General features: G+C 36.7%; 12 protein-coding genes. 4 read left to right on the top strand and 8 right to left on the bottom strand.

The features are described from left to right. Position 1: 1 nt before the first annotated feature. From H571_RS0107650 to H571_RS0107625, 5 genes are all read right to left on the bottom strand, one after another. Positions 2 to 5,368, bottom strand: coding sequence for a site-specific integrase (locus H571_RS0107650; RefSeq protein ID WP_027848783.1), 5,367 nt, complete (start codon positions 5,366 to 5,368; stop codon positions 2 to 4). Between the two features lie 30 nt (positions 5,369 to 5,398). After that, complete coding sequence (locus tag H571_RS0107645) at positions 5,399 to 6,265, bottom strand: hypothetical protein (RefSeq protein WP_027848782.1); 867 nt, start codon at positions 6,263 to 6,265, stop codon at positions 5,399 to 5,401. Positions 6,266 to 7,149: 884 nt separating this feature from the next. After that, positions 7,150 to 8,739, bottom strand: coding sequence for a sensor domain-containing diguanylate cyclase (locus H571_RS0107635; protein ID WP_169445766.1), 1,590 nt, complete (start codon positions 8,737 to 8,739; stop codon positions 7,150 to 7,152). 284 nt (positions 8,740 to 9,023) lie between these two features. Beyond that, positions 9,024 to 9,356: a Rid family hydrolase gene (locus tag H571_RS0107630; RefSeq protein ID WP_027848780.1), complete on the bottom strand. Its 333-nt coding sequence runs from the start codon at positions 9,354 to 9,356 to the stop codon at positions 9,024 to 9,026. Positions 9,357 to 9,383: 27 nt separating this feature from the next. Beyond that, positions 9,384 to 11,018 (bottom strand): methyl-accepting chemotaxis protein, encoded by a 1,635-nt coding sequence (locus H571_RS0107625; RefSeq protein ID WP_051168228.1) that lies wholly within the window; start codon positions 11,016 to 11,018, stop codon positions 9,384 to 9,386. 370 nt (positions 11,019 to 11,388) lie between these two features. Here H571_RS0107625 and H571_RS16340 point away from each other — a divergent pair, with 370 nt between their 5' ends. From H571_RS16340 to H571_RS0107610, 4 genes are all read left to right on the top strand, one after another. Next, positions 11,389 to 11,655: a transposase domain-containing protein gene (locus H571_RS16340; protein WP_156887855.1), complete on the top strand. Its 267-nt coding sequence runs from the start codon at positions 11,389 to 11,391 to the stop codon at positions 11,653 to 11,655. A 210-nt stretch (positions 11,656 to 11,865) separates the two neighbouring features. After that, on the top strand, positions 11,866 to 12,657 hold the full coding sequence (gene mhpD / locus H571_RS0107620; RefSeq protein WP_027848778.1) for a 2-keto-4-pentenoate hydratase: 792 nt from the start codon (positions 11,866 to 11,868) through the stop codon (positions 12,655 to 12,657). Positions 12,658 to 12,707: 50 nt separating this feature from the next. Then, complete coding sequence (locus H571_RS0107615) at positions 12,708 to 13,646, top strand: 3-carboxyethylcatechol 2,3-dioxygenase (RefSeq protein WP_027848777.1); 939 nt, start codon at positions 12,708 to 12,710, stop codon at positions 13,644 to 13,646. A 41-nt stretch (positions 13,647 to 13,687) separates the two neighbouring features. Continuing rightward, positions 13,688 to 14,542: an alpha/beta fold hydrolase gene (locus H571_RS0107610; RefSeq protein WP_027848776.1), complete on the top strand. Its 855-nt coding sequence runs from the start codon at positions 13,688 to 13,690 to the stop codon at positions 14,540 to 14,542. A 75-nt stretch (positions 14,543 to 14,617) separates the two neighbouring features. Here the strand turns inward: H571_RS0107610 and H571_RS14640 are convergent, their stop codons facing one another. The 3 genes from H571_RS14640 to H571_RS0107595 form a co-directional block, all read right to left on the bottom strand. After that, a complete protein-coding gene (locus tag H571_RS14640) occupies positions 14,618 to 15,382 on the bottom strand; it encodes an IclR family transcriptional regulator domain-containing protein (RefSeq protein ID WP_036217896.1) in 765 nt (254 codons plus the stop codon). A gap of 157 nt (positions 15,383 to 15,539) precedes the next feature. Continuing rightward, a complete protein-coding gene (locus H571_RS0107600) occupies positions 15,540 to 16,298 on the bottom strand; it encodes an SDR family NAD(P)-dependent oxidoreductase (protein ID WP_027848775.1) in 759 nt (252 codons plus the stop codon). A gap of 9 nt (positions 16,299 to 16,307) precedes the next feature. Continuing rightward, positions 16,308 to 18,224, bottom strand: a complete 1,917-nt coding sequence (locus tag H571_RS0107595; protein ID WP_084482748.1) for a TRAP transporter large permease — start codon at positions 18,222 to 18,224, stop codon at positions 16,308 to 16,310. Positions 18,225 to 18,259 lie beyond the last annotated feature (35 nt).

The following is an 18,259-nucleotide window of genomic DNA, read 5'->3' as shown; positions in this document are numbered from 1 at the left end:
CCTATCTAGATACTTGCCTAGTCTCTGCAAATACCCCTAACCCCAATAGCGCAACCACCAAGTCATTGCTACAGCGTAATACCCCTTCGTTTCTGAACAAATTCAGCACACCGTATTCGTAGCGAAGACCTGTTTTTTTACCACCCTCATAAATCTCATACTGATCAACTGTAAGTCGCGTTGCTTTGTAAGAAGCTTTTTCTACCGGTACAACACTAAAGCTTTGCGCCTCTAAAAAACTTTTAACTGCCGGTTCGTTGCCTCTTGCGCTCACTGAGTAGCAGTCTTGTTTAATCAAAAATAAATCGAGTACCAGCTTAACTAAATTAGCACTTTCTTCACTATCAATTAAAATCTGCCCGTTGTGGCTGACCATATTATGCAGCTGATCCACTGCTGGCAGCTTTGGTAAGTTGTTAGCTTGGCTTGGTGTTTTTGCTGCTATGGATAGAATACGCTGCCACGCATCATTGGTGATGTACCTAAGCAATGTATTCGGGTTTTCACTGCCTAAGATTTTTGTTTTGCTGCCACGCGCATTGAACCGCATTTTGCCATTTGCTTGTTCAAAAGTTGATACTAGTTGATTGATGTGCTCAGGATTTAGCTCTAACTCACCACCTGCTTTTTCAAAGCTCCACCCTATTGCTACAAGCCTTAATACCTTGAAGGTATTCTCAAAGGTTAAAGGCTGGAATTTAATTTTTGTTCTTTTAGCTTTTGGTGGTGTGTAGCGAGTAAAGCTTTTTGTATCTATGCAGTCTTTAATTTCTATTCTTTTAGAGGTTACCGGTGTTAGCTTATCTGCCCACTCGGTTAGCAGGTGGTTGTAATTACGCATCCCTGTGGTTGGTGCGCTGTGCCCCATTAATCGTGCTAGTGCCATCGAATTTCTTCTTGAAACCTGATGGTTGCGTCCAAGTACAATTTGTTGAACTTGGGTTTTATCCAACCCTTCATTTAATGCTTTAGTCAGGGGTGTATCTATTTCAAGCAAAGCAGCTGCAACACGATTATGAAAGCTGTGCCTTGCATGGTGTAGAACCAGGTTTGTGCTTCCGGTAATGATTCTTAGCACTTCTATAATCGCGCTAGGAAATCTAGCGGTATGCGAATGACTTTTAATGCCCCCTTCTTCTAGTTCACAAAATAGCGGGTTGTTTTTACTTTTTCCTGCTAGCGTTTCATAGCGCGAAAATACCTGTTGAAGTGTTTTAGTCTCTAAATTGGAGAGCTTAAATAACAGAGGAATTGCTCGCTGGCTACTTTCAGTTTTTAATCTACGCAGCTTATTGTTCCTTATCAGCACCCATTTTAGATCCTGATACTCACACCAGTCTCTTGCCAATAAGCCGGTCGCTTCACTGCTTCTTAACCCAAAGCGGTAGGTTAGCAACAGCAAGAAACTCATTAAAATTCGTGTATCTTTATCTTTATAGGCAGAACGTATGTAGGTAAGTGCTGCTTGATAATCTTTTTCTGACAGTAGGCCTGACCTTACTAAACGTCCTTCGTCCTCAAAGTCTAATTCTGACCAATCAGGATCAATCACTCCCCAGTCTTTAGCCCACCGATGAAAATCGATAAGACGGTTAGCAAAGTAGCCAGTGGTACTCGACTTAAAAGTTTTGTAATCGAGCATGTCACGATAAAGCCCAGTGATTTCTTCACTGTCTAAAGCAATCAAGTTACTCTCATACGCTAGGCGCTCAAACACGGTAATTAGCGTAGCCCAGTAAGTTGTTATGGTTGATATTGCCAGCGGCTTAGACTTTCTATCCCGCCTACCACGCTCAACAATATGTGCTATCCAAAAACCTACTAGTAGCAGTGCATTAGATACCTTACCTTCAAACTCCGAGCAGATTTTACTAACTTGCTTTGCCGTCACTTTAGCTTGTGAAGGTTTGTATTCGTTTAACTCAGATAAAATAGCTTTTCTAAAATTGATGGCATTACTTTTAAGGTTTTTGGTGTCTTTTGTTTCTACCTGCCCCTTAAGCGCAGACTGAATGTCTGTTTGTAACTCTTTTGAGTTAGTAGCGGATGCAACTTCCCAAACCCGTTTTTGATTATTCTTAACACGTAGATAATCTTGTATCGGCAAGCTCGTCGATAACACCCTGCCTGCTAACATTGCTGCAACCATCCCTGGCATATCCACATGATTAGCTTGCTCAATTACTTGAGCCAGCTTTTTAAGCACGTTAGCTGAAGTGGTTTCATAATCAAGCTGCAAAATACTTTTTAAGCTTTTAACTGCCTCAATATTGGATGCTTCAGGTAGCTTTTTACGACTTGAACCCAAGGTAATTAATGAGCCTATTTGTTGATTGATTTCATGACGTTGTACTGCTGCAAAAGGATCATCAACTTCTAGCGTCTCACTGTACTCAATAAAAAGCTGTTGCTTGTCTTTAAGCACACGAAAATTATTTCCTTCTAAAATTTCAAGCAGCAGTCTTGGGTAAGCAATGCGTTTTTCAATCGCTAAAACTGCTACTCCTACCAAACTTGCGTTAGTTTTTGAGTAGTTACTGCGCCCAACCGGTAATGATGCACTCCATTTTTCTAACGCTTTAATGCATTGGTAATCTTGTGCAACCGTTTCACTTAATGTGTTCTTTTCATTAGAGTCCTGCACTATCCGTCGACGGATAACACTTTTATGAACGGGTGCTTCACGGTGTATTTGTTTACGTAAAATCTCTAAGCGGGTAGCAGCAAATGGATGGCCTAACTGCCCGCCCCTAAAAAGCATTTTATTAATTAACTCTTGTACTTCATCTACAGAAAGATCACTTAAAGCACGCCCTCTTAGTGCACTACGAATATCATCCCTAGCTTGTCGAATGTTTTTGCGTAGGGTATCTGAGCGTTTTTTCTTTCGTAAGGCTTGCCCAAATAATCTTATTTCTAGCGCTAAATTAGCTTCGTTAGTAAATGTAGGAGCGGGGCTAATAACAATTTTACTGTTTAGATCAAACACCTTAAAAGGCAGTGCAGCAAATACACGATCAATACTTGGTGAGTAAATTGCTACATCATTAAGCCAGCAACGGGGGGATGTATCACCGTAGGTTATCGCTCCCCTTTCAGCGTGACCCATTAGCCCATCAATTACTTCAACGGGTACATTTTCTTTATAAAGCTGTTGGTTGTAACGATGACGAAATAAGTTTTTAGGTAGACCCCATTCAAATAAAGGCACGCCAGGTAAGTCATTTTTATTCATGCTGTGCCAATACAAACTTTGATCGAGCAGAAAAAATAATGGCAGTACTTTTGAGTTTCCCTCTACTAGCTCGGTGATGCAATCGGCTAGCTCTGAATACAGAATTTTTAGCTGTGCTGATAGCATTACTAGGTGCTTTAAATATTGCTGCAAAATTTGAATAGCAAGTTGTGGCAGCGGAACAATCCGGCCCTGATGAATGCCACCATCGGATTTATCATTTATAAATACAAAGCCTTGCTCTAGGTTAAAGTGCTCTAGGCTTTGAAATGGATCAATCAAATACCTAGCGCCCGTTGCTGCATAAAGCGCATAGGTTGTGTACTGAGCAATCTGGTTATGAAACTCAACAAGCTCAAACTCATTTTTATCTAGCAAGGCATTGGCTTGTTTAATCTTGTCGATCAGTAACGCTTCAAGCGGTGAAAGTAAGCTACCTAGCAAATGGGTTGTTGGTGAAACGGAACTAGCAACTTCTAGTGGTTGTTCCAGCCCTTGTTCTATCGCATCAATATCCCACGTGCCATACCCGCAAGCAGCAGGTAAGCCACTGTTGGGATGTGCGGTGATGTTTCTAGCTAAGTTATGATCTGAGGTATTTTCAAATACTTGTTGACCAATATAAGAAGCAAGTTTACTGCTCGTAATACGTTGTAAATCATTAGGCAGTGCATTGTTTAGCCAGACTTCTGGCTTGATATTCACTAGGTTAATACGCCAAAGGTCGTGAAGTGTTTCTGCCTTAAAGCTGAGTTTACTTGCTGCTTCACTAACTACAGCTGAGAGTTTTTGATTAAGTTTTATGCTTAATTCATGGGTAAAATCTGCAACTCGGTTAATTGATTGCTCATTCGGTTTCCACGCATTGCGACGACGAATCACCTTTTTATGGAGATGACTAAAGTCTTCGCTCAACGACCACTCATAATCTTTATTATCATTGATCTTAAAACGACGAACGCCATCCAAACTTCGACCTGTTTGCAAAGCTAACCAGCAAAGTGCGGCTCCTAAGGCTGTGGATAAATTAGTGCTTTTAAGGCTTAGGTTTACCCAGTTTTGGAGTCGAGTGTGTTCAGGTGGTAAAATTTGGTCGAGTGACCAAGGCAGGTAAGAAGCTTCTTCTGCTGTGTGCAAGAAAACACTTCGTGTAGCTAAAAGCTGCTCTGCTTCATTTTTACTAGGATCAACTTCAACTAAAAGTTCAGGCTCACGTTCTTCGTAAGTGCTTTCATCATCTACTTGTTCTTCAGCCGTTAGCGATTCAGGTAAAACAGGCAAGTAGTTAAACCCTAAATCAACAGACGTATATTCATCATCCGTTTCAAGAAGCTGTAAGCCTTCGACCAGCTGCTCACTCACCAAAGACAAACTAATAATAGGCAAGCGACTAGTCTTAGCTAAATCAGCCTGGTCATTTGGATGGCATTCATAATTAGCAACCGCGATGACATTGTTTAGAAAGATCTTTTCTTTACGTCCATAGGTACTAGATTTTTCATGCAGCAAAATTTCTGCTGCTTGAATTAACGCGTAATTAAAGTCATCAAAAGAGCTTTGAAGGGTTAGTCGCTCAGCACGCAACAAAAAGAAGTCAATAAAACTCCATTCAGCTATGGAACTAGGTCCTAGCACTAACGAGCGCGCTAAGCTGCTTAGTTTAGTATCACCATGATAGTGATACCGTGTTACACGAATAACGCTGTGCACTATCAACCACAAGCGTAGTTTTTGTCTTTTTTCGTAATGTTTATCGCTATGCGTTAAAGGGTTTAGGATCATAGCGAGCAAGTAAGTCTGCTGTGTGTACCCTTTGATCCTTTTGACTGCTTGTGCTGTATCTCCCGCTGGTACAAGTGAGCCATACGACATAAAAAGATCAGAATGACGGTAGGATTGAGCAAAGCGTAACAACTCTCTTGCTACCACCGTATCCTGCCACTTTTTTAAAATGCTGATGGACTCTTGGTGCAGTATCTCATCGGTAATGTTTCTTAAAGAAGTTCTTCTAATACCGTAACTAAAAAAACCTAGCACATGAATCAGCACTTTGACTGTTTCATTAAATTCTTCACGACTAGCCCAGCCGATTAAGTCTGTTAGTTCTTTTTTGTAGGTATCTAAAATACACATAACAAAGCCTTTATACTCTTATTTATAAAATTAATTAGTCAGCTTAAAAGTATTGTCTTCGATTATCTCTAATGCTCTCAGCTCATATTTATCGGGTCTGCCGACGCTTTGTTTTTTATAAGCTTTAAATTTCAGCTTCTTATTTTGGATTCTAGATTCAATCAGAACATCAATGTGCTTTACATCACTGATACTAAGAAAAACCTTCTCATGCTTACTGTAGTCCTCACCAGAAAAGACAATTAAAGATATTTGGTTATCTGACTCTATAAATCCATTTTGCAATGCAATCCCTTCAATCTCGATTGTTAACTCTTTTGTTACTTCATATTCAACATAGGATTTAACAGGTATTTGTTTATCATCATCAAGTCCAAAGCCAACAGAAAAATTATTATTAATATCTCTCGATGAGTTTTTTGCTAAGAAGTCATTAACTACCTCTTTTAAGCATTTAGTTTCATTTTCATTGTATTTTAAATCACTATCTAGCTCTTTGGAAAAAAGGTCTTTTTTAATTATTGTTGTATCTGACCTTAATTTATTAACAAGCCCTTCTAACTTATTTCTTATCAAGGAGTCAAAATCACCTTTTAGCTGAACACAGAAGAAAATGCAGTTATTGTATTTACCTTCTTCAATATGATAAGCATCAAAATTAGCATTAATTTCTCTAGATGGAAAGTTATTTGCTAGATAGATATTTATTGAGTAACAAATAAATCGAGTATAGAAATAACCAGATTTAGGCCCAGTATCATAATTAGTTATTTTACTAAATCCCTGGCTTCTTATTATTGCTGGAATCTTAATCAACTCTTTTATTATGACAACAGAGTTTTCTTCAAGCTCTTTAATCGAGCTAGGAACATCCAATACATTAATTACACTGCTCATAAAATACCCACTTAATTGTCAGAATTGCTAAAGCTAAAAAGCTTCTTATAAAATCAGATCAAATTGCAGTTTTGCTGTTAAAAAAACACAGCAAATCCGTTGGCTTTTTTAGCAGTATTTTCTGAATTAAAAAAACAGAAAAACCCGCTTTAAAAGCCAGCAGTTTTTTTGAGGGGTTGTTTTTCTGAAGCTAAAAAAGCCACAAAAAAAAGTGGGTCTACAAAAGCAGAACCTGATTTTAGAGCAACAAGCATAAAAACATGACTGCAGCTTTTTTTAATTTCGACAAGAAAGTGATTTCTAGCAAAGCTAGTAATTAGTGTTAACGATTAATATTAATCGTTTCTAGTGGACAAGTAGCAAAACTTGCCCAATTTTTATGAGGAGATAACAAGATCTCGCCATACCTCAGCTAAGATCAAAAATTTTAGCTGAGAATATAATATTAGCTTCACGAGTCACCGAAAGTCAACACCGTTTAAATCTAACTTACCAACCCGAGTTTAACAATGGCCTCTTACAGCAAAGAAGGGCGGTGACTGGGAGCTTGATACTATTGTTGGCAAATACCACAAGCAAGCCGCTGTGACGATTGTTGATAGAAAGATGAAAATAACGCTGGAAAAAAAGTTGAATTGTGACTTTTACTTTACTATCCCTTATGCCTCTTAGCAAAGAGGTCTGAATATAAATACGAATGGCTTAATAATTCAATAATGTCCCATGGGCTCATACTTTAATAAACTAGATGATGAGCATTTTTAATTCATTATTCATTCTTTAAATAGCCTACCTAGGAAAACAACTAGCATTAAAAAATACGAATCAAGTAATACTTTAATAAATACAGACTGTAATACTGATAAGTTTAGCTGCGATCTGCATTACTCATCAAAGTATACAACTGTTTTATTACGACCAAGCCTTTTAGCACTATATAATGCATTGTCAGCATTATTAATTAGGTCACTTTTATTTTCACCAACTACCAAACTTGTAGCAATACCTATAGAAACAGTTATAGAACCTACAGTATTGAATTTATACTCAGCAACTTTAGACCTAATTAACTCAGCCTTATTAATTACATAGTGCTCATCTTTTTTTGGTATTATATAAATAAACTCTTCTCCACCAGTTCGTGCTATAGACTCACCTTCATTTAGTAGTGACATCATTATTTTTGCTAGGTCAATTAAAACCAAGTCACCTACACCATGACCAAACTTGTCATTAACTTGTTTAAAATAATCAATATCAATTGCTAACACAGAGTAAATAGACTTTGTACTATTTAAATCCAAAATTAATTTATTAAGCCCTCTTCTATTATAAAGCCCAGTTAGTGAGTCAGTTACTGTTTCAGCTTCAAGTGCAATAATTTGTGACCCAACTAAATCAATACCCTTAAGTATTGCAGATTTTAATCTAGAGCTTTCAAAGTACCACGCATTGATACATTTGATTCGAGATTTTAACCCTTGTGAGTTTTCAAAATAAACTTCTTCTGCTAATTGATTAATTGGCCTTGAAATCAACTTGGCGAAAAAATAAATAACCAGTATAACTATAACACCTATTATAAAAGTATTTAAAAGTACTTTTATAATTGTTTCCTCCATGATTTTTACTGTTTTTTCTATAGGCCTATAAATAACAACTTTAAACTTAGACTCACTTGTCATAACAGAGCTTCCTAAAAAATTATCGCCTTCATTATTAATTATTATGAATTTAGAAAAATCAATTTTATTTTTTAAAAAAATTTTTAATTTGTTTTTTTCAATAGCCTGATTAGTAATTTTTTTTGTTCCTATTTTTTCTCTATCTGGATGATAAATTACAAAATCATTATTATTTAATAAGAAAGTATAGGAGCCATCCGTGTGATAATGATCTGATATAATATTTTTAAGTACGCTTTCGGTTTTAAAATCTATAATTCCAAAAGCAAACCCAATTAACTGACTATCAAATTTTAAAGGATAGCGTAATACTAAACTCGGTTCATCACCAGTAAAAATTATGTAAGCATCAATATCAGAGTCTGCATCATACGGCTTAGTTAAGATGTTTTGTATATTATTGTTATCCAAAAGATACTTATTACCCTTATCATTTATCAGATCTCCATTATTATTAGTAATAAAGAAACCATTAAAAACATTAAAATTTATAAAAAAACTTCTTAATTCATTTTCTACTAAATACATACCTTCTTGATCTTTAAATAATGAATTTACAGATTTAGATATCTGCCTTGTAACAAAAAAGTTAAAGTAATCAATCGATGATGCTACTTTTGATACATAAACCATGTTATTTTGGATAGTATTTGATAGCAATTCACTTTTTTGTATTTTATAGCTAGCATAAAAACCACCAAATAGTGTAATAGAAATTCCTATAAAGCTTAGAATCACAATTAAAGAGTGAATTCTGATTTTTTTAAGCTTTAATAAAAAATATGACATAATATATTCCATCCTTGAGCTTTCCTAAAATATAACGAGATAATTTTTAGCAAACTTTAATTAACATAATATTTTATATTATCTGATTAACTTAAACTTTATGCTACCCTATTTTTAATACTTTCTAGGACAACCATAAAACTTTATTTTTAAAGCCTAGAAAAGCTTATTTTCAATCTAATATATGTATATTGTTAAGCTTGAATCATGCAATAGCAATGTGAATTTGTGTCCCTAAAAATAAATCAAAAGTCATTACTAGCGGCACTGTTAAGCCAAACAAACTAATGTATCAGAGCTGTTGCAATTATTTCTATTTGTTTATTTTCTCTACCTACACGTGGTTGTATTAGTATTTTTTTATCAAGTTTTAGTCTATTAGTGCTTAAGAAATTATTCCAAGCCAGATTTAAATCTTCAGTTTCTTTATCGCTATCTAAATAAATAGTCATACTGATAATGCTACTCAATGAGCTTCCTTGATTGTTTAGCTTTATTTCCAAATCTCTTAAAGCATAATTAAACTGATCATTAAAAAAATTACTAAAACCACCACTATTACTTTTTACTGTAAGTAAGCCTCTTTTTTTTATTTTAAAACTCTTAATTGAAAACATGGATTTATATCACTAATATTGCATAGTTTAAATTTTAAAATTACTAATCTGATTCTGTAAATTGGCCGCCATTTCAGAAAGCTCTTCACTACTTTCTGCAACTGCAGTAGCTCCAGCTCGTGTTTGTAACGAGGCTTCAGTAATTGAAACTAAGCTTGTACTCATTTCTTCTGTTACATTCCCTTGCTCTTCAGTTGCTGTAGCAACTTGAATCCCCATGTCTCTAATCAATTGCATACTCTGAAGTATTTTTTGTAATTCAGTACCCGCAAGATTTACTGATTCAACACTTTCTAGCGCATAAACTTGTGATCGCTCCATGACCACTACTGCCTCATTTGATGCTTTACGTAACAATTCATTCATTGTGCTTATTTCTTCTGTTGAGTTTTGTGTTCTTTGCGCTAACTGTCTAACTTCATCAGCAACAACTGCAAAGCCACGCCCAGAATCACCTGCTCGTGCAGCTTCTATTGCAGCATTTAGTGCCAGCAAATTCGTTTGTTCAGAAATGCTCTGTATTTCACTAAGCACACGGCTGATATCCTCAGTATTTTTTTCAAGCTCTTTTATAACCGATGCAGCTAATTCAATTTCAGAGGCCAATGTTTGTATTTTTACTATCGTATTTTCAACTTCTTTATTTCCAATAATTGCGTCTTTGTCAACTTGATCTATTGCATCAGATGTTTCACTAGCAGAACGTGCCACCTCTTGAACTGTTGCTGCCATTTCATGCATTGCTGCTGACAATAAGTCCGTTTCATCACCCTGGGCTTTGAGTGCTGAATTAGCTTGATATGCACTCGATGACAGCTCTGATGAGGCGCTACCTAGTTGTGCAGTGGAGCTGGCAATATGATTTATAAGGTCAGAAAATTTTAATATCATTGAGTCAATACGCTGGCTAAGCACACCTAGCTCATCTTTTGTTTTGATGTTAGTTCGTACAGTTAAATCACCTGTAGAAACGACTACCATGAGCTCTTCTAATTTACGAATAGGTACAATGATTGATCTAGCGATAGGAATTACAAGAGTAAGCAATAAAACAATAGAGCCAATCATGAATATGCCCATTGTCTTTACATTATTCATGAAATCTGATTGAAGATCGTCTAAATAGACACCAGCACCTAAAGTCCAACCCCAGGGTGCAAAACCTTTCATATAACTTTCTTTTGGATAAAGCTCACTACCGCCAGGCCTAGCAAAATCATATCTGAAAAACTCACTTGCTCCATCACCTTTATTTACTACACCTCCCATCTCTTTAAAAATAGCACGTCCATCAGAAAGCAAAGTAGTAGATAAATCTTTTCCAACAATATTTGGGTTGCCACCATGAAGCAATAAAACCCCTTGAGGATTGAGGACATAATAGTACTCATCATCACCAAAATTCATCTGATGCATAAGCGCACGTGCTTGCTCTTGCGCTTGAGTTAACGAGAGCTTACCAAGAGTAACCTGACTATTTAATGCACTAAGTAGGCCGTACCCACTATCAACCAAGTGTACCAACTGTGTTCTACGCTCAGTCAAGGTCGTGTTATACAGGTTAAAAAGAGACAGACAAGCAACTAAAAAGATCGAAATTATCGCCAAGAGTACCAAAAGGCTTAAGCGGTAGGAAACACGGAAATTGGATAACATCTGCATAGGAATCTTCCTTAATTTTAAATTAGGCTCATGTCATACTGTGGCAACATTCTATTACAGGTACATTGCAAAGCAACACCTTTTTAGTACAAAAACCTACCTTCTTACTAAGAAAAAACTTTAGGACATTATTTATACTGAAGTATGCACTGCACTACAACTTGCTGTACCAATTAAAGCCAAGCAATACGCGTCAACTTGTTGACGTACAACCTCTATTTCTAGTTGTAAATTTGACTTGGATTAACCGCCACCATTTTACTTACTTCATCAATACCCTAACTTATTCTGTCACCAAAGGTCAAAACCTCTTATTTAAATTAGAATTTATATTTACACTTTTAATTCATCATTTACCTCCAGCTAGACTGTGCCTATTCTCCAAAACCAGAAGTGTGGCTCGTGCCATACATTACTCTACAGCTTAGTTGAAACAGCCAAAGCCAATGGCATCAAACCTAGTGCTTACTTACAGCCTTGTTTGAGTAACTACCGCTCTGCAAAAAAAGCGATAAGCTCGACCACCTCCTACCTTGGACAATCAAAATTTAAGCAACAAAAACCGACTAGGATAGTTGTCGCTAGACTAAATAGGTGGGGGTGTTGCTATTACGCTTCTAGAGTTACTTTTATCTAAAAATAAGTGTTTTTTAATAATAGCTACATTACATTACCTAGACTCAACTCTCAAACGCAAATTTTAAATCAAGCATATTTAAAATCAACCAAAGTGCACCAAGTGCACCATTTTTATGTTTTCTTTGTTTAATTATGATAAAACTAATATCATATACCTGTAATTTTTCTTAATTAGAATAGTAAAAACTTTTATGAAGTAGGTGTATTAATGAGTGAAAACAGTAGTCTGTTAAAAATCCTTGCTGCAAACCTTTTTGAAGCTGAAAAAACCAGTATGACAATTGCTCCTATTAGATCCCAACTTAACGAACTGGATGTAACTTCAGCTTACAAAATTCAACAACTTAATGTTGAAACAGGCATTTTGGCTGGCAGAAGAGTTGTTGGCCGTAAAGTTGGCCTAACTAACTCTAAAGTACAGCAGCAGTTAGGTGTAGATCAGCCAGATTTTGGAACTCTATTTGCAGATATGGCTTTTGAAGAAGGTGAAACTATTCCTTTTAATAGAGTGTTACAACCACGAATTGAAATGGAAATAGCCTTGGTGATGGATAGAGACTTAGATATTAAAGACTGTTGTCTTATAGACTTAATTAGCGCTGTAAGATTTATTTTGCCTGCATTTGAGATTGTTGGAAGCCGTATTAGTAATTGGGATATTAAATTTGTAGATACCGTAGCTGATAATGCTTCAAGTGGTTGTTTTGTACTAGGTGGCCCAATACGTCATCTGACAAACCTTGAACTAAAAAGTGCAAAAATGCAAATGACACGTAATGGGACTGTTGTTTCAGAAGGTTCAGGCAGCGAATGCTTAGGACACCCTTTAAATGCAGCGGTCTGGCTAGTACGCAAATTAAGTGAGTTAGGTACACCTATCAAAGCAGGAGATATTATTCTAACGGGCGCTTTAGGCCCTATGGTTAAAGTTGAACCAGGTGATCGGTTTGAAGGTTGGGTTGAAGGAGTAGGTAAGGTAACCACCTGTTTTAGTCAGTAGTTTATATACTTCATTGTTAATTTCTTATAAATAAAATTTAAGGCAGATCTATGACAATAAAACTAAAGTGTTTGTCGCACACACCTCTACGTGGATACAATGATCCAGCACCCGAAATTGTTGCAGAGGTTGAAGACCAGCTTATTAAAGCCAAGGCAGAAATTGATGCCTTTAACCCTGAGTTAATTATTATTTTTTCACCCGATCATTATAATGGTTTATTTTATGATCTGATGCCACCTTTTGTATTAGCAACTGATGCAGAATCAGTTGCTGATTATGGAACCCTTCAAGGCAAATTATCTATTCCTAAAGATATTGCCGCAGCATTACATCGCCATCTTTTAGATAGTAATATAGATATGACTTTATCACATCGGTTACAGGTAGATCATGGCTGCACTCAAACCTTAGAAGAAATGACAGGAAGCCTGACACGTTACCCTGTAATACCTATTATTATTAATTCAGCAGCACCACCCTTCTGTTCTTATCGTCGTATTCGTAAACTAGGTGAAGCCGTTGGTAACTTTATCTCCAGTTTAAATAAACGTGTACTTATTTTAGGTTCTGGCGGTTTATCACATGAACCACCTGTTCCCTTATTAAATGGTGCTCCAGAAGATATAGCTGAATTTTTAATTGCTGGCCGTAATCCAACACCAGAAGAAAGAAAAGCTCGTGAAGCACGTACGATTGAAGCCGGAAAAATTTATGGTACCAGTGAATGCTCTTTAACCCCATTAAATATCAAGTGGGATGAGCAGTTTATAGAAATACTGGTTAAAGGCGACTTACAGAGCATTGACGCTTTTGATGTCGATGAAATATCCAAAACTGCAGGCCGCTCAACACATGAAATAAGAACATGGGTTGCTGCTTTCTCTGCATTACAGGCAACAGGAGATTATATTGCCAAAAAAGATTACTACCGACCAATCAATGAATGGATTGCTGGATATGGCATTATTAGTGCCACTCAAAAATAAACTTCAAACTTTATATATTTTAGAAAAGGTTAGGATAACAGATGATAGTTTCTGAAGAAAAAAGCAGTAAATTTGTTGAAGTTGAAGCTGATGGCCAAAATTTTCGCATTCATTACAATGACTTAGGAGCAGGTTCTGAAACAGTTGTTATGCTGCATGGTTCTGGGCCAGGCGCTACTAGCTGGGCTAACTTCAGCCGTAATATTGAGCCATTATTAAATGCGGGCTACCGTGTTTTATTAATGGATTGCCCAGGCTGGGGTAAAAGTGACTCAGTCGTTTGCACTGGTTTTCGTTCAGTATTAAATGCCAAAGTATTAAAAAGCCTGTTAGATGCACTTGGTTTAGACAAGGTGCACCTTATGGGTAATTCTATGGGTGGACATAGTGTAACAGCTTTTGCACTTGAAAACCCTAAACGTATTCGCAAGTTAATTCTAATGGGTGGTGGCACAGGTGGCCCCAGCCAATCAACACCAATGCCTGCCGAAGGTATTAAGTTATTACAAAAACTATACCGGGAACCAAGCATTGAAAACCTTAAAAACATGATGAATGTGTTTGTATATGACACAAGCCATTTAACAGAAGCATTATTTAAAACACGTTTGGACAATATGCTTTCCCGACGTGATCACTTAGAGAATTTTATTAAAAGTATAGAAGCCAATCCCAAACAATTCCCTGATTTCGGACATCGCTTAAATGAAATACAGGTACCTGTGCTTATAGTCTGGGGGCGCGATGATCGCTTTGTGCCTATGGATATTGGTCTACGCCTGTTATGGAATTTGCACCAGGCAGAACTGCATATATTCAGTCGCTGTGGTCATTGGGCTCAGTGGGAACATGCAGACCGCTTTAATAAACTAGTATTAGATTTTTTAGCTAATTAAAAAATAATTTGCAGTTTAGGTTAAAATATGACTTGAACTGCAATCAAAAAAACAATATTTAAATTAAATAAAAAATCAAAACAATATTTGAAGTGTTTCACCAATACGCTCAGATTGCTTTTTTAAATAGGAATAAAATTTATCTGCTGCCTCATCCGGTGTCATATAAGAGCGATGAAATATTATATTAAGACTACCAAATATATTATCTTTTACATAAACAGGAACTGCAATAGAAGCAATATTTGAATAACTATCCCACTCACCTGAGTTTTGCCCGTACCCTTTTCTAATAGTTTCACTGAGTGTACGGTTAACATAGTCTTTATCGTGAGCTAAATGAGAATCTAAAGACATTCCAGATTTCAATATGTCAATAATATATTCACGTTTCTCTTCAGAACAATTAGCAAGATAAGCTTTACCACTGGCAGTAATAAGCATAGGTAAGCACTTACCTATCATAGATGAAGTAAGAGATAACCTGCTGGACCGATGAGTAGATTCTATAACCATCATTGAATCAAGCTTAAAAGTAGACAAATCAGCAGGCCACATTATATGTTCTGTTAACTCATTAAGAAGCTGCAATGTTCTGGCAGAGTGAACACTTTCATGACGATAGCCATCACTTAAGTTGCGTACTTTAGGTGATAGATAAAAAAAAGCATCATCAGCAGAGCGCTGAACATAGTTAAGTTTCACTAGTGTTTCTAAATAGCGCCGAACAGTAGTCCGGTGGATTCCAGTCATCTCAGAAAGTTGATGACAGGTTGCTGGACGACCAATTTTGTTAATCGCTTCCAGAATCTGCAGTCCCCTCTCCACCCCTCTATTCATTTTATACACAAACACCTCACAAACTAAACATTCTTCACAACAAGTTAAACGCAGCCAACCCTTAAACCAACAGGCTGACTACCTTAAAATGCTTAGGTTATAAACAAAATACTCTAACCTATTACATACTAATTAATAAATTAATGTAATTTTTCAATTAAGCCATCCGATAACCACCATTCACATCAAGCGAGGCACCTGTGATGTACAGTGAATCAGGTGAAAGCAGGAATGCAATAGCTCCTGCCACATCTTCTGCTTCTCCTAGCCTACCAAGAGGCACTTTAGATGCTACATTATCAGCTGGGTTTCCTTGCTGAAACATTTTGGTATCAATAAGACCAGGACATACACAATTAGCCAGTACACCATACTCGGCATAATCACGCGCAATTGACTTAGTTAAAGCAATTACTGCTGCCTTACTTGCAATATAAGCCGGACAAGATCTATACCCGCCCAGTTGAGCAGCAGCAGAAGAAACATTTACTATACGAGGATTATCTTTTTCAGTCAGAACACCTTTCTGATTTAAAAATGCCTGACACATTAAAAAAACACCCGTACTATTAATCTGAAATACCCTATCCCACAGATCAATAGAAGTTTTATCCAAACCAATCCTGTCACCTTTTGAATCTACAGGAGAAATACCAAAGGTATTAATTAAAAATGTAGCTTTTAAATTCTGGTCTGACAGCTCGTTGAATAATTTTTTAATAGATTTCTTATCGCCTACATCAACAATAAAACTTTGATTTTCTCCGCCAGGTAAATCATTAATAACTTCTTTTAAACCCTCGTCATCTATATCACACAGAATAAGCTGATAATTACCTTTTCGTGCTAAAAGCTTAGCAACTGCACGACCAATACCACCAGAAGCACCAGAAATAATAACAACTTGATTATTCATTAAACTTCCTCACATAACACTAGGTAGCCAAAGAGCAATGGCAGGAAAACTAACTAAAAGAATGATACGTAGTGCATCAGCAACCAAAAAAGGTGTAACACCTTTAAATATTTCAGTCATTTTAATACGATCACCCACTACAGATTTCATAACAAAAACGTTAATTCCTAATGGTGGCGTAATCATCCCTACCTCAACTAAAGAAAGTGTTACAACTCCCCACCAAACAAGGTCATATCCCATTCCTAAAATTAAAGGAAGAACTACAGGAGCCGTTACTAACACAGCAGCAACAGTATCAAAAACCGTACCAATAACTAAATAAATGACAACCAGTGAAATTAAAATAATTAAGTTAGAGGTTTCTGCTGGATTTACATATTCCAAAATAAGATCTGCTGCGCCAGCAAAACTCATCAAAGCAGCAAAGACACTTGCCCCAATGTAAATTAAATAAATTGCGGCAGAGTTACGTGCTGTATCCTGAAGGCTTTCCCAGAAAGTTTTAGCACTGAAACTAGGAGAAAAAATAAAAAACACTAATGACAACACAGCTCCCACTGAACCCGCCTCCTGAGTTGTAAACACCCCTCCGTATAAACCACCAATAACTAGGGAAAATAGAACAACAGGGCGCCAGGCGTTGATTAAATCAATTAACGCTGTTTTTTTGTTAAAAACCTGTGGTTCAGGAGTCAGTTCCGGCCTAAGACGAACAGTAACAAAAATAGCAACACAGTAGAGCACCAGTGCCAGCAACCCAGGAATGAGTGCAGCCTGAAAAGAATCCTGAATGGATACTTCAGCTATTATTGAGTAAATAATAAGCACGACTGAAGGCGGAATCAAAGCTCCCAGGGTACCACCAGCGGCAATAGTTCCTGCAGCCAGCGCAGAAGAATAACGCCGTTCAACCATTTCAGAGAAAGCAACTTTACCAAAGGTTGCAGTAGTAGCAATAGATGAACCGCAAATGGCTCCAAAGCCACCACAACCAACAATAGAAGCAATTGCTAAACCACCTTTTTTGCTGCCCAGCACAGAAGATGCTGCCCGATATATCTGGCCAGACATGCCAGAAACAGTTGCAAAGTTACCCATTAATAAAAAAAGCGGAATTGCAATAAGATCTAGATTTGTTGCAGTGCCAACCACCACATTTCTAGTTATTGCAAAAGCCTGATTTAAACCAAGATAACCACCTATAGCAAAACCACCTACAACCAATAAAGCCACACCTACAGGAACCTGAATTAAAATCAGTGCATAGGCTGCAATAAAGCCCCCCACAACAAGAAAAACGGGGGAAGTCTGAATATTTGCAGCCTGAAAAAAATACATCAGTGTTATCACCACTATACTTCCAACCATCAGCATCGGAGCCAGTAGCTTTTCATTTGGAAGAGCACACAAATGTTGCCATATAAGCCGAACCATAGATATGGCAACCAGAAACAACAAAATTACAGACACCAGTGCAGCAATAATCCATATAGGGTAGGTTTTTAAACCTAATACAGAAGTAGTATCACCATATTCATAACTTTCTAAAACTTTAGAAAAAAATGACCAGCTAATAATAGAAAGTGCACCCAGAGATAATAAAATCTCAAGCAAACTATTTATGCCACTTCTAAACATACTGAATTTAGAAAAAAGCTCAATTTTTATATTATGAGATTCAAAAAAAGAAGACGCAATTAAGCCGGCCACTACCACCGAAATAAACAACTCTGATAATTCATAAGTACCAGAAAAAGAATAAAAAAAGAAAGTTCTGGCAATTACATCAACACAGGTTAACAAGGCCAAAATAATTAAAAAAACAATGCACAGCCGTGTAAATAGTGCAAAGATCCGGTTCAGCAAACTACTTGTTTTACGCTTTATCGGCTCAACCAAAAAAGAATCTGACTGCTCCACCATAACCGCTCCAATTATATAAAATATTTAAGCATGCC

It is taken from the genome of Marinospirillum minutulum DSM 6287 (genome assembly GCF_000422325.1).
Classification (GTDB): Bacteria; Pseudomonadota; Gammaproteobacteria; order Pseudomonadales; family Halomonadaceae; genus Marinospirillum; species Marinospirillum minutulum.
Note: the sequence above shows the minus strand (reverse complement) of the source record. Positions and strands in the feature narration are given on the sequence as shown.